This is a genomic window from Streptacidiphilus rugosus AM-16 (genome assembly GCF_000744655.1).
Classification (GTDB): domain Bacteria; phylum Actinomycetota; class Actinomycetes; order Streptomycetales; family Streptomycetaceae; genus Streptacidiphilus; species Streptacidiphilus rugosus.
This window is the reverse complement of sequence record NZ_JQMJ01000004.1, coordinates 2,722,846-2,742,363: the sequence shown is the minus strand read 5'-3', so window position 1 is coordinate 2,742,363 and position 19,518 is coordinate 2,722,846. Positions and strand designations below refer to the sequence as shown.

Annotated in this window: 15 protein-coding genes; 6 read left to right on the top strand and 9 right to left on the bottom strand. The window is 72.2% G+C overall.

The window, feature by feature from the left end:
- Window positions 1-7 precede the first annotated feature (7 nt).
- The gene (locus BS83_RS21460) at window positions 8-1,111 is read left to right on the top strand and encodes a LacI family DNA-binding transcriptional regulator (protein ID WP_037605245.1); all 1,104 of its coding nucleotides are present in this window, start codon (window positions 8-10) and stop codon (window positions 1,109-1,111) included.
- Between the two features lie 35 nt (window positions 1,112-1,146).
- Here the strand turns inward: BS83_RS21460 and egtD are convergent, their stop codons facing one another.
- The 3 genes from egtD to egtA all read right to left on the bottom strand — a co-directional run bounded on the left by egtD (window position 1,147) and on the right by egtA (window position 6,019).
- Window positions 1,147-2,175 (bottom strand): L-histidine N(alpha)-methyltransferase, encoded by a 1,029-nt coding sequence (gene egtD / locus BS83_RS47660; protein ID WP_232248727.1) that lies wholly within the window; start codon window positions 2,173-2,175, stop codon window positions 1,147-1,149.
- Window positions 2,176-3,170: 995 nt separating this feature from the next.
- On the bottom strand, window positions 3,171-4,757 hold the full coding sequence (gene egtB / locus BS83_RS21450; protein ID WP_084713804.1) for an ergothioneine biosynthesis protein EgtB: 1,587 nt from the start codon (window positions 4,755-4,757) through the stop codon (window positions 3,171-3,173).
- Window positions 4,754-6,019 (bottom strand): ergothioneine biosynthesis glutamate--cysteine ligase EgtA, encoded by a 1,266-nt coding sequence (gene egtA, locus BS83_RS21445; protein ID WP_332262403.1) that lies wholly within the window; start codon window positions 6,017-6,019, stop codon window positions 4,754-4,756. The genes egtB and egtA overlap by 4 nt, the downstream gene beginning before the upstream one ends.
- A gap of 578 nt (window positions 6,020-6,597) precedes the next feature.
- Here egtA and BS83_RS21440 point away from each other — a divergent pair.
- The 3 genes from BS83_RS21440 to BS83_RS21430 all read left to right on the top strand — a co-directional run bounded on the left by BS83_RS21440 (window position 6,598) and on the right by BS83_RS21430 (window position 8,945).
- Window positions 6,598-7,281: a Pr6Pr family membrane protein gene (locus tag BS83_RS21440; RefSeq protein ID WP_037605244.1), complete on the top strand. Its 684-nt coding sequence runs from the start codon at window positions 6,598-6,600 to the stop codon at window positions 7,279-7,281.
- Window positions 7,282-7,366: 85 nt separating this feature from the next.
- A complete protein-coding gene (locus BS83_RS21435) occupies window positions 7,367-7,693 on the top strand; it encodes a hypothetical protein (RefSeq protein WP_037605243.1) in 327 nt (108 codons plus the stop codon).
- A 112-nt stretch (window positions 7,694-7,805) separates the two neighbouring features.
- A complete protein-coding gene (locus BS83_RS21430; RefSeq protein WP_037605242.1) occupies window positions 7,806-8,945 on the top strand; it encodes a DUF6745 domain-containing protein in 1,140 nt (379 codons plus the stop codon).
- 288 nt (window positions 8,946-9,233) lie between these two features.
- Here the strand turns inward: BS83_RS21430 and BS83_RS21425 are convergent, their stop codons facing one another.
- The 4 genes from BS83_RS21425 to BS83_RS21410 all read right to left on the bottom strand — a co-directional run bounded on the left by BS83_RS21425 (window position 9,234) and on the right by BS83_RS21410 (window position 14,535).
- A complete protein-coding gene (locus BS83_RS21425; protein ID WP_084713801.1) occupies window positions 9,234-11,327 on the bottom strand; it encodes an alpha-galactosidase in 2,094 nt (697 codons plus the stop codon).
- A 156-nt stretch (window positions 11,328-11,483) separates the two neighbouring features.
- Window positions 11,484-12,347, bottom strand: a complete 864-nt coding sequence (locus tag BS83_RS21420; protein WP_037605240.1) for a carbohydrate ABC transporter permease — start codon at window positions 12,345-12,347, stop codon at window positions 11,484-11,486.
- The gene (locus BS83_RS21415) at window positions 12,344-13,192 is read right to left on the bottom strand and encodes a carbohydrate ABC transporter permease (RefSeq protein WP_037605239.1); all 849 of its coding nucleotides are present in this window, start codon (window positions 13,190-13,192) and stop codon (window positions 12,344-12,346) included. The genes BS83_RS21420 and BS83_RS21415 overlap by 4 nt, the downstream gene beginning before the upstream one ends.
- A gap of 41 nt (window positions 13,193-13,233) precedes the next feature.
- Complete coding sequence (locus tag BS83_RS21410; protein ID WP_157597266.1) at window positions 13,234-14,535, bottom strand: ABC transporter substrate-binding protein; 1,302 nt, start codon at window positions 14,533-14,535, stop codon at window positions 13,234-13,236.
- 309 nt (window positions 14,536-14,844) lie between these two features.
- On the opposite strand from BS83_RS21410, the gene BS83_RS47650 reads away from it, so the two are divergent.
- Both BS83_RS47650 and BS83_RS21400 read left to right on the top strand, forming a co-directional pair.
- Window positions 14,845-16,944, top strand: a complete 2,100-nt coding sequence (locus tag BS83_RS47650; protein WP_084713795.1) for an NEW3 domain-containing protein — start codon at window positions 14,845-14,847, stop codon at window positions 16,942-16,944.
- Between the two features lie 153 nt (window positions 16,945-17,097).
- Window positions 17,098-17,745 (top strand): MOSC domain-containing protein, encoded by a 648-nt coding sequence (locus BS83_RS21400; RefSeq protein WP_037605237.1) that lies wholly within the window; start codon window positions 17,098-17,100, stop codon window positions 17,743-17,745.
- 13 nt (window positions 17,746-17,758) lie between these two features.
- On the opposite strand, the gene BS83_RS21395 is transcribed toward BS83_RS21400, so the two are convergent.
- Both BS83_RS21395 and BS83_RS21390 read right to left on the bottom strand, forming a co-directional pair.
- Entirely contained in the window at window positions 17,759-18,496 is a 738-nt protein-coding gene (locus BS83_RS21395) for a 4'-phosphopantetheinyl transferase family protein (RefSeq protein WP_232248443.1), read from the bottom strand.
- Window positions 18,493-19,362: an ATP-grasp domain-containing protein gene (locus BS83_RS21390; protein WP_037605236.1), complete on the bottom strand. Its 870-nt coding sequence runs from the start codon at window positions 19,360-19,362 to the stop codon at window positions 18,493-18,495. The genes BS83_RS21395 and BS83_RS21390 overlap by 4 nt, the downstream gene beginning before the upstream one ends.
- Between the last annotated feature and the right edge of the window lie 156 nt (window positions 19,363-19,518).

The following is a 19,518-nucleotide window of genomic DNA, read 5'->3' as shown; positions in this document are numbered from 1 at the left end:
ACCGCGCATGAGCGAAGCGACACCGGGCCGCGCCGCCGGCACCTCCCGGAGCCGGCGGGGCGGGGCGACCATCGAGCAGGTGGCGCGCGCGGCCGGAGTGTCCCGGCAGACCGTCTCCAACACGCTCAACTTCCCCGAGCGGGTCCGGCCCGACACGCTGGCGCGGGTTCACGCCGCGATCGAGGAACTCGGTTACCGCCCCGACGAGTCGGCCAGGGCGCTGCGCACCGGCGAGCGCCGCACCTTCGCCTACCTGGCGCCGGTCGACGACCCGCACGACCCCAACCCGTTGATGGGCGGCTTTCTCGAGGCCCTGGTCGACGCCGCGGGGGCGGAGGGCTACCGGGTGCTGCTGTTCCGTCCGCCGCCGGGGACGACGGACCCCCGGAGCGCCGTCGACGACCTGATCGCCGCACGGCAGGTCGACGGGTTCGTGATCGCGGACGTGCTGGCGGACGACGTCAGGGTGCGCCATCTGGCGCAGGCAGGGGTCCCTTTCGTCTCCTTCGGCCGGACCGGCGCCGACGAACCGCAGAACTGGGTCGACATCGACAACGCCGCGGCGATGGGAACGGTGGCCGCGCATCTCGCCGAACGCGGGCACCGACGCGTGGGCTATCTCGGCCCGGCAGAGACCGGCCCCACCGCCGGAACCCCCGCGACGGCCCGGACGGCCCCGGCGGAGGGTGCCGCCGAACTGCCGTGGCTGACCGCGAGGCGCCGGGGGCTCAGCGACGCCGCGACCGCCCTCGGCCTGGAGCTGACGACGGCGCTCGCCACCGTCGCGCCGGTCGACGCGGCAAGGGCGCTGCTCAGCGGCCGTCGCCGGGCCACCGCGCTGGTCGCCGCCTCCGACCTGCTGGCCCTGGCCGCCTACGAGGCGGTCTGGGCGGAGGGGTTGACGGTGGGTCGGGATGTCGCCGTCGTCGGCTTCCACGACCTGCCGTTCGGCCGGGTGCTGCAGCCGCCGCTCAGCTCCGTTCGGCTGCCGCTGCGGGGTATCGCGAGCGCGCTGGTGCGGGGGCTGCTGGCCCAGGTGCGTGGCGGGGAGCCGTCCGGGGGAGTGCTGCTCCCGGCCGAGCTGCTGATCCGGGCGAGCTCCGGGGGCTGAGCGCCGCGCGGCGGTCAACCCCCGGATCCTTCAGGTCACCTGCTCGGTACGGCCAGCAGCAGGGCGAATCGGTTCTCCTCGTCCGTCCACCAGTGGCGCACGGTGAAGCCGGCCCGGCCCAGCTCCTCGGTCAGGGAGTCCCTGCGGAACTTGACCGAGATCTCCGTGCGCATCCGTTCGCCCTCCTCGAAGTCGACCGACAGTCCGAGCGCGGGAAGTTTCACGGACTGTGCCGTCCGGGAGCGCAGATGCATCTCGATGCGCTCGTCCTCCTCGTTCCAGAGCGCCACGTGTTCGAAGGCGTCGGGGTCGAAGTCCGCGTCGAGTTCCCGGTTCAGCACGTTGAGCACGTTGCGGTTGAACTCCGCCGTCACGCCCTGGCTGTCGTCGTAGGCGCGGACCAGCACCTCGCGGTCCTTGACCAGGTCGGCGCCGAGCAGCAGCACGTCGTCGGCGCTGAGGGTGTGCCGCAGCGCCGTGAAGAAGGAGTGCCGCTGCTCCGCGTCGAAGTTCCCGATGGTGCTGCCGAGGAAGGCGACCAGCCGCGGCCCGGGAGCCCGGGGCGGCAGCGAGAGGTCGCCCTCGAAGTCGGTGACGGTGGCCGCGACGCGCAGGCCGGGGTAGTCGCGGATCAGTGCCGCGCCCGCCTGCTCCAGCGCGCTGGGGCTGACGTCGAGCGGTGCGTAGCAGGCCAGCGTCCCCGCGGCGGTGAGCGCGTCGAGCAGCAGCCGGGTCTTGCGGGAGGAGCCTGAACCGAGCTCGAAGAGCGTCATCGCGCGGGTGAGCGCGGCGATCTCGGGGGCGCGGCGGGTGAGGATCTGCTGTTCGGCCCGGGTCGGGTAGTACTCGGGCAGGAGGGTGATCTCCTCGAAGAGCTCACTGCCCCGCGCGTCGTAGAACCACTTGGGCGGAAGGGACTTCGGACTCGCGGTCAACCCTTCGACGACGTCGCTGCGCAGCGCGTTGGCGAGATGGTCGGCCGGGAGCCGGTCGTCCAGGGTGAAGCGGTGGCCGTCGGCGTGAGCGCCGAAGTCGGCGTTCGCCGCGCCTGCCTGACGTGCCATGGGTGCGGTGCTGTCGGTGCTCATGTGGTGCATCTCCGGTTCGTTGCCGCCGTCGGCGGACAGGAGCGGGGGTCTGCGGGACGAGGGGAGCACAGGGGGGACGGGTGGTCGAAGGGCGAGGATGCGGACGCGTCCCCGGGTGGCCAGCAGGAGGGAGTGGTCGGGGACCTCGCGCCAGATCCCGTCCGCGTCGGAGCTCCGGCCCATGTCCGCCTCCGCGTCGGCGGTCCGCGCACAGTCGTCGGGCTCGGAGGCGACCAGGACGCCGCCGGCCGTCCGCCGGTACCAGAGCGTGTCGCCGAAGCGGGTCGCGGCGATCGCCGTGCCGTCGGTCAGCAGCAGGTTGAGCCGCGCGTCCGGCCGGACCGAGGCCACCTGGCGGACCAGCGCGGCCAGCGCTCCGCCGGCGGGTTCGCCTCGGCGCAGCCGGCTCACGAGCATCGCCCAGAGCAGCGCCGAGTCGCTGCGGGCCTCGGCCGTCAACAGGTCGACCGCGCCCAGGGCGGAGCCGGCGCCCGGCCCGGCTCCGACGGCGACCGCCGCCGGGAGTCTGGCCCAGTCCCGGACGGCGCCGTTGTGGCTGAACAGATAGCGCCCGTCACGGAAGGGCGCGGCGGCGGACTCGTCCTGGGTGGTCGCCGCGGTCGCCGAGCGCACGGCGGCCAGCACGGCCCCGCTGCGGACGGTCCCGGCGAGCTCGGGGAAGTTCGGGTCGGCCCAGATCGGCACCGCCCGCCGGTAGCGCGCGGGCGCCGCCGCCTCCCGCGCGTCGGCGGCGGCCACGCCGGGGCCGGTGCCGGAGGCGGTGGCACTGGAGGCGGCGGGGTCGGGGTCGGGCGGTACCGGGTACCAGCCGATGCCGAAGCCGTCCGCGTTGACCTTGCCCTGGCGCTGCCGGCGAGGGGCCCAGGACTGCTCGTAGAGCCCGTGCGGCGGCTGCGTGATCAGCTCGGCCAGGGTGACCGGCGCTCCCAGATAGGCGAGATGACGGCACATCAGGCGATCGTCCCCCCGCCCGGCGAGCGAGTGGGGCGCGTCGGCCGTGCCCGCCCGACCGGATCCGCGGAACCGCCGGGGCGGTCGGCCGTCTCGCCGGGGGAGGCGTCGCGCGCGGTGCGGAAGCCGCAGAAGATCTGGCGGCGGATCGGGTAGTCCCAGTTGCGGAAGGTGCCGCGGCAGGCGACCTGGTCGACGCCGAAGGCTCCCCCGCGCAGCACCTTGTAGTCGGGGCCGAAGAAGACCTCCGAGTACTCCTTGTAGGGGAAGGCCGTGAAACCCGGGTGCGGGGCGAAGTCACTGGAGGTCCACTCCCAGACGTCCCCGATCAACTGGCGTACCCCGTCCGGGGAGGCGCCGGCGGGGAAGCTGCCGGCCGGGGCGGGCTGGAGGTGGCGTTGGCCGAGGTTGGCCAGCTCGGGGGTCGGATCGGCGTCGCCCCAGGGGTAGCGGCGGGACCGGCCGCCGGCCGGGTCGTGGCGGGCGGCCTTCTCCCACTCCGCCTCCGTCGGCAGTCGCCGGCCCGCCCAGCGGGCGAAGGCGTCGGCCTCGTACCAGCACACGTGCAGGACAGGCTCGTCCAGCGGCACCGGCTCGGTGACCCCGAAGCGCCGACGCAGCCAGCCGCCGGGGACCTCGCCACCGGCGTCGGCCCCCTCGACGCCCTCCGGGCCGCCGCCACCGGCGCGGATCCAGAACAGCGGTGCGCTCAGGCCGGCTTGGAGCCGGTGCGCCCAGCCTGCCGCGGACCACCAGCGGGCGTCATGGTAGCCGCCGTCGGCCATGAAGGCCTGGTAGGCGGCGTTGGTCACGGGAACGGTGTCCAGCCAGAAGCCGGGGACGTCGACCAGGTGGGCGGGGCGTTCGTTGTCGAGGGCCCAGGGCTCGTCCCCGCCGTCGGTGCCCATGGTGAACGGGCCGCCGGGTATCCACACCTCGGTCGGCAGGGTCGCCGCGTCGGCGGGGGCCGGTGCGGGTTTCGGCGCGTGCAGGACGGCGGGACCACGCCGCAGCTGGTGCGTGGCGAGCATCGTCTCGTCGTGCTGCTGCTCGTGCTGGGCGATCATCCCGAAGACGAATCCCTGCGCCAGCAGGGGGTCCTCGTCCGGGCCGAGCGGGGCGGTGTCGAGCACCTCGAACGCCCGCTCGCGTACGGCGGCGATGTAGCGCCGGGCGGGTTCGGGCGGGAGCAGTGGAAGTGTGGGGCGCTGGTCGCGGGGATGCTGGAAGGCGTCGTAGAGCGGATCGAGATCGGGACGCAGGGCGGGAGCCCCACCACCCTCGCGCACCAGCCAGATCTCCTCCTGGTTGCCGATGTGGGCCAGGTCCCAGACCAGGGGCGACATCAGGGGGGAGTGCTGGGCGCCGAGCTCGTCCTCGTCCAGACAGTCGGTGAGCGCGCGGGTGCGCACCCGCGCCCGTTCCAGTGCGGCGCGGGCCCGGGCGCGCAGGGCTTCGGGATCTGCCGGGGCGGTCGTGCCCGTGCCGCGTGATCCGTCGTCGGTGGGCGCCTCGGACGACGAGGGGACCGAGGGGGTCGACGGCAGGGTCGCGGTCGGGTCGGCGGGGGCCGCGGGGTCGGTCATCGGGAGGTTCCTTCCAGACGGTCGGGCCGGCAGGCGCCGTCGCGGTCGTCCAACAGGTCGTCGGCGGGACATCGCCCGCGTTCGGTGTAGCGCTCGGCGAAGGACGAGACGGCGCGGCGCATCGGCGCGGGCACGTCGGGGCCGGAGAGCGCCGTGTCCGCGGCGGCGAAGCAGTCGAGTGCGGCCTTGGCGAGCTCGGGGGCGCCAGGTCCGAGCCTGGCGGCGCGGCTCCAGACCGCCTGCGGCGGGTAGGGCGAGCCGTTGGGGCAGAGCGGCTCCGTCGCCGCCCAGGCGGCCTCGGCCGCGCGGGGATCGTCCATCAGCACGGTGGCCAGCAGCGCGGGCACCATCCATCCGTCGCCGGGCTGCGCGTCTATCATGCGCATTTCAAGCCAACCGCGTGGCCGCACCGGGGGGAAGAGCGTGCTGAGGTGGTAGTCGAGGTCGCCGATGGTGGGCCGGCGCTCGGTGACGCCGCCGTCCAGCCAGGACGCGAAGCTGTGTCCGGGCGGGGCGGTCCAGTCGGCGGGAGGGTTGCGCCGCAGGCACAGCAGACCCGCTCCCAGGGCGGATCTGGCGAAGGCCGCCGCCGGGTCGCCGTTGGCCTCCCTGCCCTGCGGCGGACGCGTGCGGCTGGGGTCGAGGCGTTCCCAGACGGCCTGGCGGGTGGACCGCCAGCCGGTGGGTCTGCCCTGCCAGAGCGGCGAGTTCGCGAAGGCCGCGACGAGCACCGGACCGAGCCGGTGGACCAGCTGCCAGCGCGCCCGGTAGCCGTCGATGCCGTCGCCGTCGGTCCCGGCGTCCAGGTTGACCTGGACGGCTGCCGTGGCACGCATCATCATCCGGCCCCAGGGGCCGATCCGGTCGAGATAGGCCTCCATCGCCGCGTAGCGGGGATGGTCCAGGACCCTGGGCGGGTCGCGGAACGGCTCCAGGCCGTAGCCGAGCAGATGGAGACCGTCCTCGTGCAGCGTCCTGCGGACCACTTCGAGGTCGGTCGCCGCGCCCGCGACGCAGGCGACCGCTCCCGCGGCAGGAGGCGTGCTGAGCTCCAGCTGACCGCCGGGCTCGCGGGTGAGCACCGTGCCGCAGGGGAGCCCGCTGCCGGGCCTGCCGCCGTTCCGGGCGGCGTGCCCGGTGAGCGGTTCGAGAACGGCGTCGAGCCGCTCCATTGGGACCGGTCTCCGCGGCTCCGCGCGGTCCATGACCAGCCATTCGAGTTCGACGCCTGCGCTTCCGGGCGGACCCGTCTTGAAGCACACGCCGTGGATGTGGCCTTCGGCCTGGTCCTGCGATATCGCAGTTCCGGGCTCCGCACCGGACTCAGTACCCACGGTTCACTCCTCCTCCCATCCCTCCACCTAACCCCCAGGCGGCCCATGCGGCACGCCGAGCGCGTCCATCCTCCGCGCGCGGCGCGGGGCCACGACAGCAGGGCGTGAGCCTTTCGTCGGGTGCCCGCGGCTCCGGCGCCGAGCGGGTCGTCGGCCCGCTCGCACTGACGTGCGGGGGATCGCCCGTGTACGGATCGATCGGCCCGGGGTTGGCTGGAAAGCATCGCTCCGCGGGACCCCGGAAGAGCGCCCCGGCGGCCGCCGAAGCGCGCCCGGGGAGCTTCACGAGACCGCTACTCGCGAGTAGAGTGCGGCGTCCGCCCGACATGTCGAGCCCCTGCCCCAGTCCTGGAAGCGGAACCACGACGGAGCGCCCCGGCACGATCGGGAACGGGCCCCGCACCGCCCGACCCCACTCCGCGCCACCCGACAGCACCCCGCACCGACGCGCACCACCCGAGAACCGCCCCCGGCCGTCCGGGGCCGCCCGAGAACTGGATCCGCCCATGCACGCCTGGACCCGACCTGCCCTGTGGTGGCGTCTCGCCATCGTCCTCTCCGCAGGCCTGGGCCTGATCACCGGCGCGGGCTCGTTGATCTACTTCACCGTCGAGAGCAACGTGATCGTCCTCGGCTACTTCGCCGCCGCGCTGTACTGGATGGTCAGGCGCGACACCGCCGACGCCCCCGCCCCCCGCCTGCGCGGCGCGGCGACGCTCTACATCCTGATCACCGGCCTGGTCGCGCACGTGGTGCTCAACCACGGCGCGAGCCCGCTGCCCGGCCTGAGCCACGGCACCGGCGCGGACCGGCTGCAGAGCTGGTCCCTGCTGTTCCTGCACTACACGACGCCGATCATGGTCGTGCTCGACTGGCTCTGCCTCGGCCCCCGCAACGCCTCGCGCTGGCGCGACCTGCCCCTCTGGCTCTCCTTCCCGCTCGGATACGCGGGCCTGACCCTGCTGCGGGCGGCGCTCTTCCCCTTCTTCCCGAACCGCTACCCCTACTTCTTCCTCGACCCGACGGAGCACGGCTACGGCTGGGTCGGGCTGCAGATCGCCGAGTTGACGGTCGAGTTCGTCGTCCTGGCCGCCGTCGTGGTCGGCCTCGACCGCCTCGGCACCGCAGCGCGTGCCGCGCTCGCCGGACGGCGGGTCGCCGCCGAGGCGGAGGGCCGGGCGGCCGGCTGAGCCGGGGGTTGTCAGACCCCCCTCCTACTGTGGCGACCATGGGGTGACGCCGCGTCGCCGCGCAGGTCGTGACGGAGGTGGGTCGATGTATCGCCAGGGAGACGTCCTGCTCGTCCCGGTGGCCGAGGTGGCCGTTCCGGCGGCGGTGGCGTCGATGACGGCGCAGGAGCGGGACGCCCGCGGGCGCCTGGTGCTGGCGCGCGGAGAGGCGTCGGGGCACGCGCACGCCGTCGTGGGTGCGGGCCGGCTGCTGCGGGTCGGCGGCCAGTTCGGCGAGTCGTGGCTGCAGCTGACCGAGGGCGGGCGCGTCGTCCACGAGGAGCACGCCGCGATCGCCCTGCCCCGAGGCTGGTACCGGGTGGTCAGGCAGCGCGAGTACACGCCCGGGGCCGTCCGCGTCGTCGCGGACTGAGCGGCCCGACCGACCGGGTCCGAGCGAGCGGACCGGACCGGCAGGGTAGCGGGGCCGACCGCGTGGAACGGGTCGAGCGAGGCGCGTCGAACGACAGAAGGGGGAGCGGCGGATGACGAACGGGGAGCGGGACGACTGGGGGCGGATCGGCCTGGGCGTCGGTCCGGCGGACCGGGCCCGCGCCGAGGCGGGCGTCCGGGCCGCGTACTGGCAGGCGGGCCTGCCCGCGCCGGGGACGGTGGTCTGGTTCGCCTCACCGGTGACCGCGGCGGCCGCGGCGCTGCTGCTGACCGGCGGCGCGGCGCAGGTCTTCGCCGACGGGCTCGAGCGCGAGACGGAGCAGTTCTTCGAGGCGGCGCGCTCCGCGCTCGCCGCCCAGGGGCTGCGCGCGCCCGGTGCGGACGAGTGCCCGGGTGTGCGGGAGGCGGTGTGGACCGCGCCGTGGGAGGCCGCACGCGGTCGGCTGCAGGCCGAACTGGGGCAGGCGGCCTGGTCCGAGCGGTGGACGCTCACCTCGGGCGCGCTCTGGCCCCGCCTGCACGGCCTCGCGCAGCGGCTGCAGCAGGCCGTCGTCGACGCCCTGGGCGGGCCCGAGGACGCCGAGCGGCCCGCGGAGCGGGTCCACGCCCGTGCCGCCGTCCGTCGCGCCCTGCGCGAGGCGGTGCTCGGGCAGCACGACGCGGCCTGGCTGGCGGCGCTGGCCGAGGATCCGCTGCTGGACGGCCTGGCGTCCGTCGCATGCAGCGCCGGCTGGTGGTGGCCCTTCGCGGACGTGGTGCTGCTGACGGAACGTCCGGTGCTGCTGCGTCAGGACGAAGCCGGGCGACTCCACAGCGGCGAGGGTGCGGCGGTGGCCTTCGGGGATGGCTTCGCGCTGCACGCCTGGCGTGGGATGCCGGTGCCCGCGGAGTTGTTCCGACGCCTGGGCGAGGTGACGGCGGAGCAGATACGCGAGCAGCCCAACGCCGAACTGCGCCGGGTGATGCTGGAGTTCTACGGCTACGAGCGCTTCCTCGCCGAGTCCGGCGCGGAGCCGGTGCACAGGGACGACTCGGGCGCGCTGTGGCGGATCGAACTGGAGCAGGACGAGCCGGTGGTGATGGTCGAGGTGGTCAACGCCACGCCCGAGCCGGACGGCACCCACCGGGTCTACTGGCTCCGGGTCCCTCCGTCCACGCGGACCGCCCGCGAGGGCGTCGCCTGGACCTTCGGCCTGCCCGCCCAGGCGTACCAGCCCCTGCGCCAGACCTGAACCGGCCACGGCTGCGGTCGGGGTCGGACTGCCGGGACCGGGCACGCCTCTCCGCGCCCGGACGAGCGGCGGGAACCGGGACGCCTCGGAGACCGGAGGTGCGGAGCACTCCCCCCGCAGGACCTGAGGGGTGACGCCCGGTGCGTCACACCGGGATCGGGCGACAGGCCGGGACGTGCGAAGACACGTGGGAACGGGTTACCCCCGAGGTCCGGGCGCAGGGCCACGCCGGACCTCGGGGGCGCTGGGGGAGTCAGCCGGATGCGGCTGCTCTCGCTGCCCGGCCGGTCAGGAGACGAGGCTCCAGGACTGGCCGGGGGCCGACGCGTCGGCGGTGTTGGTCACCGCCGTGCTGCCGGTGCTCGTGCCGGTCGTGTCCAGGACGAGTCCGGTGGCCACATTGGTGATCTTCAGCGCGCCGGTGCCGGTGTTCTGCACGACCCGCCACTCCTGCCACGGGTTGCCGGGCGAGTAGCCGAGCAGGTAGGCGCTGTTGCCGGGGGAGGTACCGGCCGCGAGCACGGTGTGGACCTGGGTCGCGGTGTCGCAGTCGTCGCTGATCCGCACCGTGCCGTCGGGGTTGGCGGTGAAGGTCCACATCTCGGAGGTGTGCGTCGGCCACCAGGTGTTGACGTCCGCCGCGACGCCCGTCGGCGCGCTGCAGGTGCCGGAGACCTCCAACACCAGGCCGCCGGTGCCGCCCGCCGCGAGGGTGTGGTACCTGCCGTCCCCGACGACCGCCGCGGGGACGGTCGTCGGCAGCGGGGTGAGCCGGTACAACGCCACGCCGTGGGGGGCCACCGAGGCGCTGATCGCGCCCGCGCCGGTGAACTCGCCGGTCGCGCCGGTCCACAGCTCCTTGTAGGAGTAGCCGGGACCGGTCAGGCCGACAGCGGAGAGGCTGGTGCTGACGGTCCGGGTGCTGTTCGGATCCTGGTTGACCAGCAGCACCGCGGTGTCGCCGTTCTCCAGGGTGCGCCGGAGCACCACGGGCGCGGTGGCGGAGCTCGGCGTCGCGCCCACCAGGGTGGCCGGTTCGGCCAGCGTGTCCTGGTCCACGGCGATCACGTCGCGGTTCTTGTAGAGGGCGAGGGCCGAGGCGGGGATGCCGCTGGACCAGGTGGCGGTGCCGTCGTCGTGGACGGAGTCCGCCGCGCTGCGCAGGTCCGCGCCGGTGATGAGCGGGGCGGCCATCATCGAGAGGATGGAGATCTCGGTCTGCGACTCGGTGTCCGTGAACGGCTTGTGGCAACTGCAGGTGTCGTCGACACCGTAGGAGCCGTAGACGTCCTGCCAGCCCGCGAACATCATGTCCATGTCGTTCCAGCTGCCGGGCCGCACGTTGCCGCTGTACTGCAGCGCGGTCTGCAACTGGCCCTGGTAGAGCACGCCGTCCAACTCGCTGTCGCGGTCCCCGCCGATCCGGCACAGGTTGGCGACCTGCCCGCACCAGACGCCGGTCGGCGCGTAGCCCGGGGACTGGTACGCGGGCGTGCCGGCGGCCGCGATCACCGGGTCGGTCCGGGCCGGGTCGTTCGGGTCGAGCAGGTAGGGCACGCCGGTGTGCACGGGCTGGGCCGACACGCTGAGGGTGACCCGCGGCCGTCCCTGCGCGGCGGAGGCCGCGTCCAGCGCGCGCTGGAAGGTCTGCACCCGCGCGTACATGGACTCGGTGAGCTCCTTGCCCTCGCCCTGGGTCCAGTAGTCGTGGCCGTCGGGGCCGATGATCGGGGGGCCGTACGGGCAGTCGTCGTACTTGACGTAGTCGACGTCCCAGGAGACGAAGTCGGTGGCGTCGGTGGTCTCGTGGCCCAGGCTGCCGGGATGGCTCTGGCAGGTGGTGTAGGTGTCGGTGGCGTAGAGGCCGAACTTCATGCCCTTGCTGTGCGCGTACCAGGCCAGGTACTGGATGCCGTTGACGCTCCGGCCGTCGACCGTCCGGGCGGGGAAGTCGGCCGGATCGGGGACCAGGTGCCCCGAGGTCGGGTCGATGCCGGTGCCGTCGGTGCCGCTGACCGGGTTGCCGGCGGCGTCGTAGAGCTGCATGGCGTTGTCGGCGGTCTTCACCAGGTCGGTGGTCTGGCCACTGCGGTGCCGGAGCGACCAGCCGTCGTCGATGGTGACGGTGTCGTAGCCCGCGGCGACCAGGCCGTTGGCCGACATGAAGTCGATGGTCTGCTCGACCTGTTGCTCGGTCACGCCGGTGCCGAGGCTGTTCCACGAGTTCCAGCCCATGGGCGGGGTGAGCGCGGTGCCGTTGTCGAGCGCGGCGGCGGGGGCGGCGGTGGCCACGGCCGTGGCCGCGACGCCGACGGCGAGCGCCGGGGCGGTCAGGGCCAGGGCCAGCAGCGCGCGGGTCATTCGTTCGAGTGGTGCTCGCATGATTGCGGCTCCGTGTGGGCGCGGGTGTGGTTGGGTGAGTGGTGCGCCGAGCGGGTGGTGAGATGTCGGCACCGTCCCTGGTGCCGGTCCGGTTCTGCGGGTTATGCCGGTCCTGCGGGTCGTGTCTGTCCTGCGCGTGCTGGTCCTGCGGCAGCGTCAGCCCTTGTTCGCGCCGAGGGTGAGCCCGGAGACGAACTGCTTCTGCAGGGCGAAGAAGACGACGAGCGTCGGCACGGCGACGATCAGGGCCGCCGCCGAGATCAGGTTGTTGTTGACGAAGAACTCGCCGGTCAGGTTGTTGAGCGCGGCCGTGATCGGCCGCTTGGAGCCGGTCTGCATCAGCACCGTGGCCCAGAAGAAGTCGTTGTAGATCCAGGTGAACTCGAGCGTGGCCAGTGCCGCGAGCACCGGTCGACAGAGCGGCATGATGATCTGCCAGTACTGACGCCACGCGGAGGCCCCGTCCATCAGTGCTGCCTCGCCCAGCTCGCCGGGGATGGTCTTCATGTAGTTCGACAGCACGAAGGCGCAGAAGCCGGTCTGGAAGGCCACGTGCACCAGCACCAGACCCAGGAAGGAGTCGTCCAGCTTGCCCGAGTCGGAGAGCCAGAGCGGCAGCGGCACCAGTTGGTAGAGCTTGTACAGCGGGGTGATCAGGGCCTGCTGCGGCAGCAGGTTGCCCGCCGTGAACACCATCAGCAACGCGACGTTGATCCTGAACGTGTAGCGGGACACCACGAAGGCGACCATGCCGGCCAGCAGCAGCGTCAGCACCAGCGCCGGCACGGTGATCAGTACCGAGTTGAGGAAGTACTGCGGCAGTTGGGCCTGGCTCCAGGCGTCGGTGAAGTTGCCCAGGCCGTAGTGGCCGCCGACGGAGACGTAGCCGAGCCGCTGGGTGTCCTGGTACGGACGCAGCGCCGTGTAGAAGGCGTAGAGCAGCGGCGCGATCCACACCAGACAGGTCAGCCCGAGGAACACGTGCAGGGCGATCCTTCGGGCGGTGAGGGTGCCGCTCATCCGCGCTCCTCCTTCCGGAAGGTGCTGAAGAGATACGGGATGACGAAGGCCATCGAGATCACGAGCAGGATGGTCGCCAGCGCGGAGCCGAAGCCGATGCGGCTGGCCTCGCCGACGATGTTGTCGGTGACCAGGACGGAGAGCAGCTCCAGACCGTTGGTGCCGCGGTTGATGACGTAGACGATGTCGAACGCGCGCAGCGACTCGATCACGGTGATCACGAGCACCACGACGTTGATCGGCCGCAGCGCGGGCCAGACCACGTGGCGGAAGGTCTGCCGCCCGCCGGCGCCGTCCAGGGCGGCCGCCTCCTTCAGCGAGGGGTCCACCGACTTGAGCCCGGCGAGATACATGATCATGACGTAGCCGGTCTGCCGCCAGCAGGCCATCAGCAGCACCGCCCAGATGTTCAGGTGCGGATCACCCAGCCAGTCCACCACCGACGAGCCTCTGGCGTGGCCGGTCAGGTTGTTGAGCAGGCCCTGGGTGGGCGAGAAGATCAGCTCGGTCATGAAGCCGATCAGTGCCAGTGACAGCACCACGGGCAGGAAGAGCACGCTCTGGTAGAGGCGCGAGCCCCGCATCTGCTTGTCCAACTGCGTCGCCAGGAAGAGCCCGACGGGAGCCGGCACGCAGAAGAAGACCACCAGCCAGATCAGGTTGTGCTCGACGGCCGGCTGGAAGGGCGGATAGATGGTGAGGATGTTCCGGTAGTTCTGCAGCCCGACCCAGTGGATGTTCTCCACCCCGCCGATGCCGGGCCAGCTGGCGAAGGAGAGCACGACCGAGAGCAGCGCGGGCAGCCAGACCAGGGCGGTGGTCAGCAGCAGCGGCACGCCGGCCATGAGACCCAGGGTGATCCGGTCCCGTACGGAGAGGCGGCGTGTCATCCGTTGCCGGCCCAGATCGAGGTGGCCTGCTTGTCGATGCTCGCGATGATCGACGCCGCGTCCTTGGGATGGTTCAGGAACTGCTGGATCGCCGGCAGCATCACCGGGTCGGCGAAGTCCGGGCGGGTGTCGCGGTCCATGAACTGCGAGATGTGGGCGGCCTTCTGGATCAGCTTCACCGAGTCGGCCTGGGCCTGGGTGTACTTGCTCGCGTCCACCCCGTCGGCGGTGGCGATGTCCGCAGGGTTGGAGCCGAGCCAGGTCTGCTGGGCCCGGGCGGTGCCGAGGTACTGCAGCAGCCTGACCGCGCCGTCGTGGTTCCTGGGGGAGTGGGACATCATGAAGCCGTCGATCGGCGCCTCGACCGCGTCCTGGCCGTACTTCGGGTTGATCTCAGGGAAGGCGAAGAAGCCGAGGTCGGCGGCCTTGTCGCCGGTGAAGACGGTGCCGATCTGGTCGAGTCCGAGCACCATCATCCCCGCCTGCTTGTTCAGGATCTGCTGTGCGCCCTCCTGCCAGGTCAGACCCATGAAGCCGGGGGAGTAGAAGGGGATCAGCTGCGCCCACTGGTCGAAGACCGCCTTGACCTGGGGCGAGTTCCACCGGTCGCCCTTGCGCATCAGCTCGACGTGGAAGTCGAAGCCGTTGATGCGCATGTTGAGGTAGTCGAAGGTGCCCATCGCGGGCCAGCCGTCCTTGTCGGTGAAGGCGATCGGGATCAGCCCGTCGCGCTTCATCCTCCTGGCCAGTGCGATGTACTCGTCCCAGGTGGTGGGCTCGGTGTACCCCTTCGCCTGCCACAGGCTCCTGCTGTAGTAGACGGCCCAGGGGTAGTAGTCGAAGGGCACGAAGTAGTAGTGACCGTCAGGGCCCTTGCTCTGGGCCTTCATCGCCTCGGTGTAGTTGCCGCCGATGCCGGCCCAGACCTCGTCGACGTCGTGCAGCAGCCCCTGGCCGGCGAAGAACTCCATGCGCTCGCCGGCGAACCAGTTGAACACGTCCTGCGGGTTGCCCTGCAGGTAGGTGGTGATGTTCTGCTGGAAGGTGTTGTGGTCCACCCAGTTGACGTCGACCGTCAGCCCGGTCTCCCGCTGTGCCTGGGCGAAGAGCGACTGGTAGGCCCCCTTCGGCTGCGGCACTGCGGCGTTGGAGCCGAAACTGACCGTCTTGCCGGCGGCGCCACCGGCGGAACCGCCGCTCCCACTGCTGCTCCCACACGCCGTCAGCGCGCTGGGCAGCGCGATCGCGCCCGCTCCGAGCAGTGCCCCGCGCAGCAGTCCGCGTCGTGTGACCGACATGTCCCCTCCGAGTCTCAAACAAAAATGCACAAACAAACGTTGGCCTGCAGATATTAGAACGATCAAAATTTGTGTCAAGTACGTTGACACAAGGGCTGGTTCCGGGTGCGTGGCAGTGTCGCCCTGGACTCCGCAAGGAGAGTCGGGCTTGAGCTGCTGCTTTGCTGCGGCGTGAGTGTAATGGCACATGCCACACTGCGCCAGAGGTTGAACGCGGCTGTGTTTGTTATTGACGGATGCTGTTGACTTTGCTTCGCTTGGCGGGCCGTGAACCACCCCTGACGGACCCCTACGGATCCTGGAGCAGGCATGCGCAAGACGTGGGCCGCGCTGGTCGCGACCGCACTCTCCGCGGCGTCACTCGCCGCCGTTCCCCTGGCCGCCACCCCGGCGGTCGCGCTCGACAACGGGCTGGCGCTCACCCCGCCCATGGGCTGGAACGACTGGAACGCCTTCGGCTGCGACGTCAGCGAGAAACTGGTCGAGCAGACCGCCGACAAGATCGTCGCAAGCGGTCTCAAGGACGCCGGCTACACCTACGTCAACATCGACGACTGCTGGCTGACGCACAGTCGGGACGCGAACGGGGCGCTGGTTCCCGACCCCGTCAAGTTCCCCGACGGGATCAAGGGCGTCGCGGACTACGTCCACGCGAAGGGCCTCAAGCTCGGCATCTACGAGAGCGCGGGCACGCTCACCTGCGCCGGCTATCCGGGCAGCCTCGGCCACGAGCAGCAGGACGCGGCGAGCTTCGCCTCCTGGGGCGTCGACTACCTCAAGTACGACAACTGCTACAACCAGGGCGTCCCCTCGCTCCAGCGCTACACCGCCATGCGCGACGCCCTGGCCGCCACCGGCCGGCCCATCGTCTACAGCCTGTGCAACTGGGGCAACGAGAACGTCGCCTCCTGGGGTTCCGGCGTCGGCAACCTCTGGCGCACCACCGGGGACATCGACCCCTCCTTCGGCGACATGCTCTGGAACTTCCACCAGAACGTGCAGCTGGCCGCCGGGGCCGGGCCGGGGGCGTGGAACGACCCGGACATGCTGGAGGTCGGTAACGGGATGACCGCGGCCGAGGACCGCAGCGAGTTCTCCCTCTGGGCCGAGATGGCCGCCCCGTTGATCTCCGGGGCCGATCTGCGCACCGCCGGTGCGGACACCCTGTCGATCTACGCCAACCGCGAGGTCATCGCCGTCGACCAGGACCGGCTCGGCCGGCAGGGTACCCCGGTCACCCTCGCGGGCGGCCACGACGTCCTGGCCAAGCCGTTGGCCGACGGCAGCGTCGCCGTGACGCTGTTCAACGAGAACGCGGGCCGGGCGACCATCGCGACCAGCGCCGCGGCCGTGGGCCTGCCCGCGGCCAAGGGGTATGTGCTGCGGGATCTCTGGGCGCACAGCAGCACCTCGGCGGGCGCCGCCGGAACCATCGCCGCTTCGGTGCCCGGCCACGGAACGGTCATGTACCGGGTGACGCCCACGGACCGACCCGGCGCCCTCGCACCCGCCTCCGTGCTGGAGACGACCGCACCGGAGTTCACCAGCGGCAGCTCCGCCACGGTCACCTCGACCTACACCGACGACGGCGCCGCCGCCGTCACCGACCTGCGGCTCGGCATCACGGCTCCCACCGGATGGACCGTCAAGCCGCTCACGGCGGTGCACTTCGCCAGGGTGGGCGGCGGCCGGATGGCGATCGCCGCCTTCAGGGTCACCGCGCCGGCGATCCCGAGCGCGCCGATAGCGAAGGTCACCCTGACCGGCACGGCCCGTGCCCACTGGCCCGGCGGGACGGAGCAGCTCGGCTCGCCCAACCTCGCCGAGGTCCCCTCCACGGTGCAGGCGCCGTTCCGGACCTTCACCGACACCACCGCCGTCTTCGGCCAGTTGGGCGGCGACCTCGCGATCGACGGCGCGGGCGCCGACCTCTACGGCAGCACCGACCAGTACAGCGCGGTCTACCGGCCGGGCGCCGAGCACGACGGCTCGACGACGGTCGTCGAGCTGACCGCCCAGGCCGCGACGAGCGACTGGGCCAAGGCGGGCATCATGGTGCGCAACGACATCACCGCGGCGGACAGTTCGCCCGGCTACCTGATCCTGGCCGAGGCCCCCGGCAAGGGCTACGTCCTGCAGTGGGACAGCGACGGCGACGGACAGCTCGACTCGAACAGCGCGCCGGCCGACCAGGGCAGCGGCAGCGCGGTCTACCCGTCCTGGCTCAAGCTGGTCCGGAACGGGCCCGTCTTCACCGGCTTCTACTCGACGGACGACAGCAGCTGGACCCAGGTCGGTCAGGTGACCGTTCCCGGCACCGCCGCGACGCAGGACGTCGGAGTGTTCACCAGCTCGCACAGCGACGGCACCCGTGGCGAGTCCGACTTCTCCGGCTTCGCCCAGAGTTGATGATCCAGACCTGATCCGAGGGTTCGCCTGCGTGTGGGGCGTGGCGCGAACGGGTGGGGCCCGCCGGCGGGAACCGGCGGGCCCCATCGCAGGTCACGGAGCATCTGGAAATCGATTCGCGGGGGCGCGACCGGACCCGTAGCGTCACGTTCCATGAAGCTGCTCTCCGTCAACGTCGGCCGACCCCGCCCCAACCCGTGGAAGGGGCTGGAGGCGACGGGCATCGACAAGCGGCCCGTCGAGGGGCCGGTCGCCGTCTGCACGCCGGGCCCGAAGGGGACCGGCGCGGTCGGGCTCGCGGGTGACCGGGTGTACGACGTCAAGCACCACGGCGGCGACGACCAGGCGGTCTACGCCTACGCCCGCGAGCACCTCGACGGCTGGGAGCCGGAGCTGGGCCGTCCGTTGCGCAACGGCGAGTTCGGGGAGAACCTCACCACCGCGGGGCTGGACGTCAACGAGGCGCTGATCGGCGAGCGTTGGCGGATCGGGTCGGACGTCGTGCTGGAGGTGTCCTGTCCGCGGATCCCGTGTGCGACCTTCCAGGGCCGGCTGCGCCGTGAGGGCTGGATCAGGCGGTTCACCGAGGCCGCCAGGCCGGGCGCCTACCTGCGGGTGCTCCAGCCGGGCGAGATCCGCGCGGGCGACAGCGTGGAGGTCCTGCAGCGGCCCGACCACGACGTCACGATCGCGCTCTCCTTCCGGGCGTTGACGCTTGAGCCGGACCTGCTGCCGCGTCTGCTCGTCGCCGAGGCGTTCCCGGCGAGGGAGCTGGAACGTGTCCGCAGGCGCCTGGCCTGAGCCGGCTCCCGCCTCAGCGCAGCGAGCTGTGCAGGGTGATCTCCACGGCGGCGGCGCGGACCGCGAGGGCGGCGGCGTGGGCTGGTCCGGCCGGAACCGTGGCGAGAGCCCAACCCGCAGGCAGAGAGGCTGGTTCGGCCTCGCCGGTGTAGTCCTCGGAGGGGTCGCGACCCAGTCCGGTCCCGAGGCCCTTCAGGTAGGCCTCCTTCCGCGTCCAGATGCGCGCGAACGCCTCGGGGTCGGGAGTCCGGTCGGCGGCGTCCGCCCGCCCCGCGCCGAGCTCGTCCTGCTCCCAGGGGTGCAGCAGGTGCGTGAGTTCGAGCGTCACCTCGGGTGAAGGGAGCGGCTCGACGTCTACGCCGATCGGTGTGGCGCTCCGGGCCAGGCCGATCATCACCAGATCGCCGCCGTGCGAGAGCGAGAACTGCGGCCCGTCCGGGCTCTCTAGGCGCGGGCGGCCGTGCGGCTCACCGCAACAGGGACACGGCTCGCGCGAGAAGCGAAGACCGGACCCGGCCAGTCCGGTCCGGGTCGCGAGCACCGTGCGCAGGGCCGCGTGGGCGACGCGGTAGAGCACGCGGTCGCTCTCGCGGACGAACGCGGCCGCGCGTGACCGCTCCTGCGTGTCGAGCAGGGTGTCGATCGCCTCGGCATCCAGGCCCGGCACCGGTCGGCGCGCGTCCAGCAGCCAGACCTCGACCGGCGTGCCGGTGGCGGCTCCGGTGACGGCCCCGGTGACAGCTCCGGTCACGGCAGCAGCGCCGCGAGGTGCCGGGCGTAGCGGGCCGTCGCGCCGTCCGCGTAGGGGAGGAACAGCTCTGGTTCGATGAGTTCCAGCTCCATCACGGCCGGTCCCTCCGAGAGCTCGACCAGATCGACCCGCCCGTAGGCGGTCCGCGCCGGAGCCGACGCCAACGCGAGCCGGGCGGCGGCGAGTTCGGCCTCCGTGGGGGCGTGCGGCTGCACGCTGCCGCCGTGGTGCTCGTGGATGCGGTACTCACCACCGGCCGGCACCTTGCGGACGGCGTGGCTGAACTCCTGACCGAAGAAGACCAGCGAGGTCTCGCCCCGGGTCAGCACGGACTCGGCGAGCGGCTGCAGCAGGGCGTCGCCCTTCGCGACGAGCTCCCGCAGGTGCGCGGCGGCCTCGGGGTGGTCGGCGCGGGTGCGCAGGGCGCCGCGCGCGCCGGCCGAGACGGCGGGCTTGGCGACGAGCTCGACGCCGCCGTGCCGCTCGTCGAACTCGGCCAGGGCAGTGGCGATCTCCGCTGCGCCCGAACCCGCGCGGAGCAGTCGCGTGGGTATCACCGGGACGCCCGACTCGCCCAGTCCGACGAGGTAGCCCTTGTGGTGGTTCCAGACGATGACCTCGGCGGGGTTGTGCAGCGTCGTCTGCTTCCGGGTCCGCTCGGCCCACGCGAGGAACTCGTCGAGCCGGTCCCAGTAGTCCCAGGTGGTGCGGACGACGGCGATACCGTGCTCGCTCCAGTCCAGCGGCTCGTCCCAGGGCTGGATCTCCGCCCTGACGCCGAGGGTCCGCAACTCGTCTGCCAGCAGGTCGTTCTCGGAGACCTCGCGGGGCATGGTGCGGCCGGTGAGCAGGACGATGTCGGACATGGACGCGCTTCCCTCTCCGTTGCGTACGGCCTCGCGGCCTTGTTTCGGAGCCTATCCCGTCGGCGGATCAGGGCGGATCAGGGCGGATCAGCGCGGACCGGCGCGGACCGGCGCGGAACTTTACGGATCTTCGCGGATCTTGACGGACATCTTGAC

Coding starts and splice junctions, on each gene's coding strand:
- BS83_RS21430 (WP_037605242.1), top strand. CDS start 7,806: ATGACGAACGGGGAGCGGGACGACTGGGGGCGGATCGGCCTGGGCGTC.
- BS83_RS21415 (WP_037605239.1), bottom strand. CDS start 13,192: ATGGCCGGCGTGCCGCTGCTGCTGACCACCGCCCTGGTCTGGCTGCCC.
- egtB (WP_084713804.1), bottom strand. CDS start 4,757: ATGACCGACCCCGCGGCCCCCGCCGACCCGACCGCGACCCTGCCGTCG.
- BS83_RS21400 (WP_037605237.1), top strand. CDS start 17,098: ATGAAGCTGCTCTCCGTCAACGTCGGCCGACCCCGCCCCAACCCGTGG.
- BS83_RS21425 (WP_084713801.1), bottom strand. CDS start 11,327: ATGCGAGCACCACTCGAACGAATGACCCGCGCGCTGCTGGCCCTGGCC.
- BS83_RS21460 (WP_037605245.1), top strand. CDS start 8: ATGAGCGAAGCGACACCGGGCCGCGCCGCCGGCACCTCCCGGAGCCGG.
- BS83_RS21390 (WP_037605236.1), bottom strand. CDS start 19,362: ATGTCCGACATCGTCCTGCTCACCGGCCGCACCATGCCCCGCGAGGTC.
- BS83_RS21420 (WP_037605240.1), bottom strand. CDS start 12,347: ATGAGCGGCACCCTCACCGCCCGAAGGATCGCCCTGCACGTGTTCCTC.
- BS83_RS21410 (WP_157597266.1), bottom strand. CDS start 14,535: ATGTCGGTCACACGACGCGGACTGCTGCGCGGGGCACTGCTCGGAGCG.
- BS83_RS21435 (WP_037605243.1), top strand. CDS start 7,367: ATGTATCGCCAGGGAGACGTCCTGCTCGTCCCGGTGGCCGAGGTGGCC.
- BS83_RS21440 (WP_037605244.1), top strand. CDS start 6,598: ATGCACGCCTGGACCCGACCTGCCCTGTGGTGGCGTCTCGCCATCGTC.
- egtD (WP_232248727.1), bottom strand. CDS start 2,175: ATGGCACGTCAGGCAGGCGCGGCGAACGCCGACTTCGGCGCTCACGCC.
- BS83_RS47650 (WP_084713795.1), top strand. CDS start 14,845: ATGCGCAAGACGTGGGCCGCGCTGGTCGCGACCGCACTCTCCGCGGCG.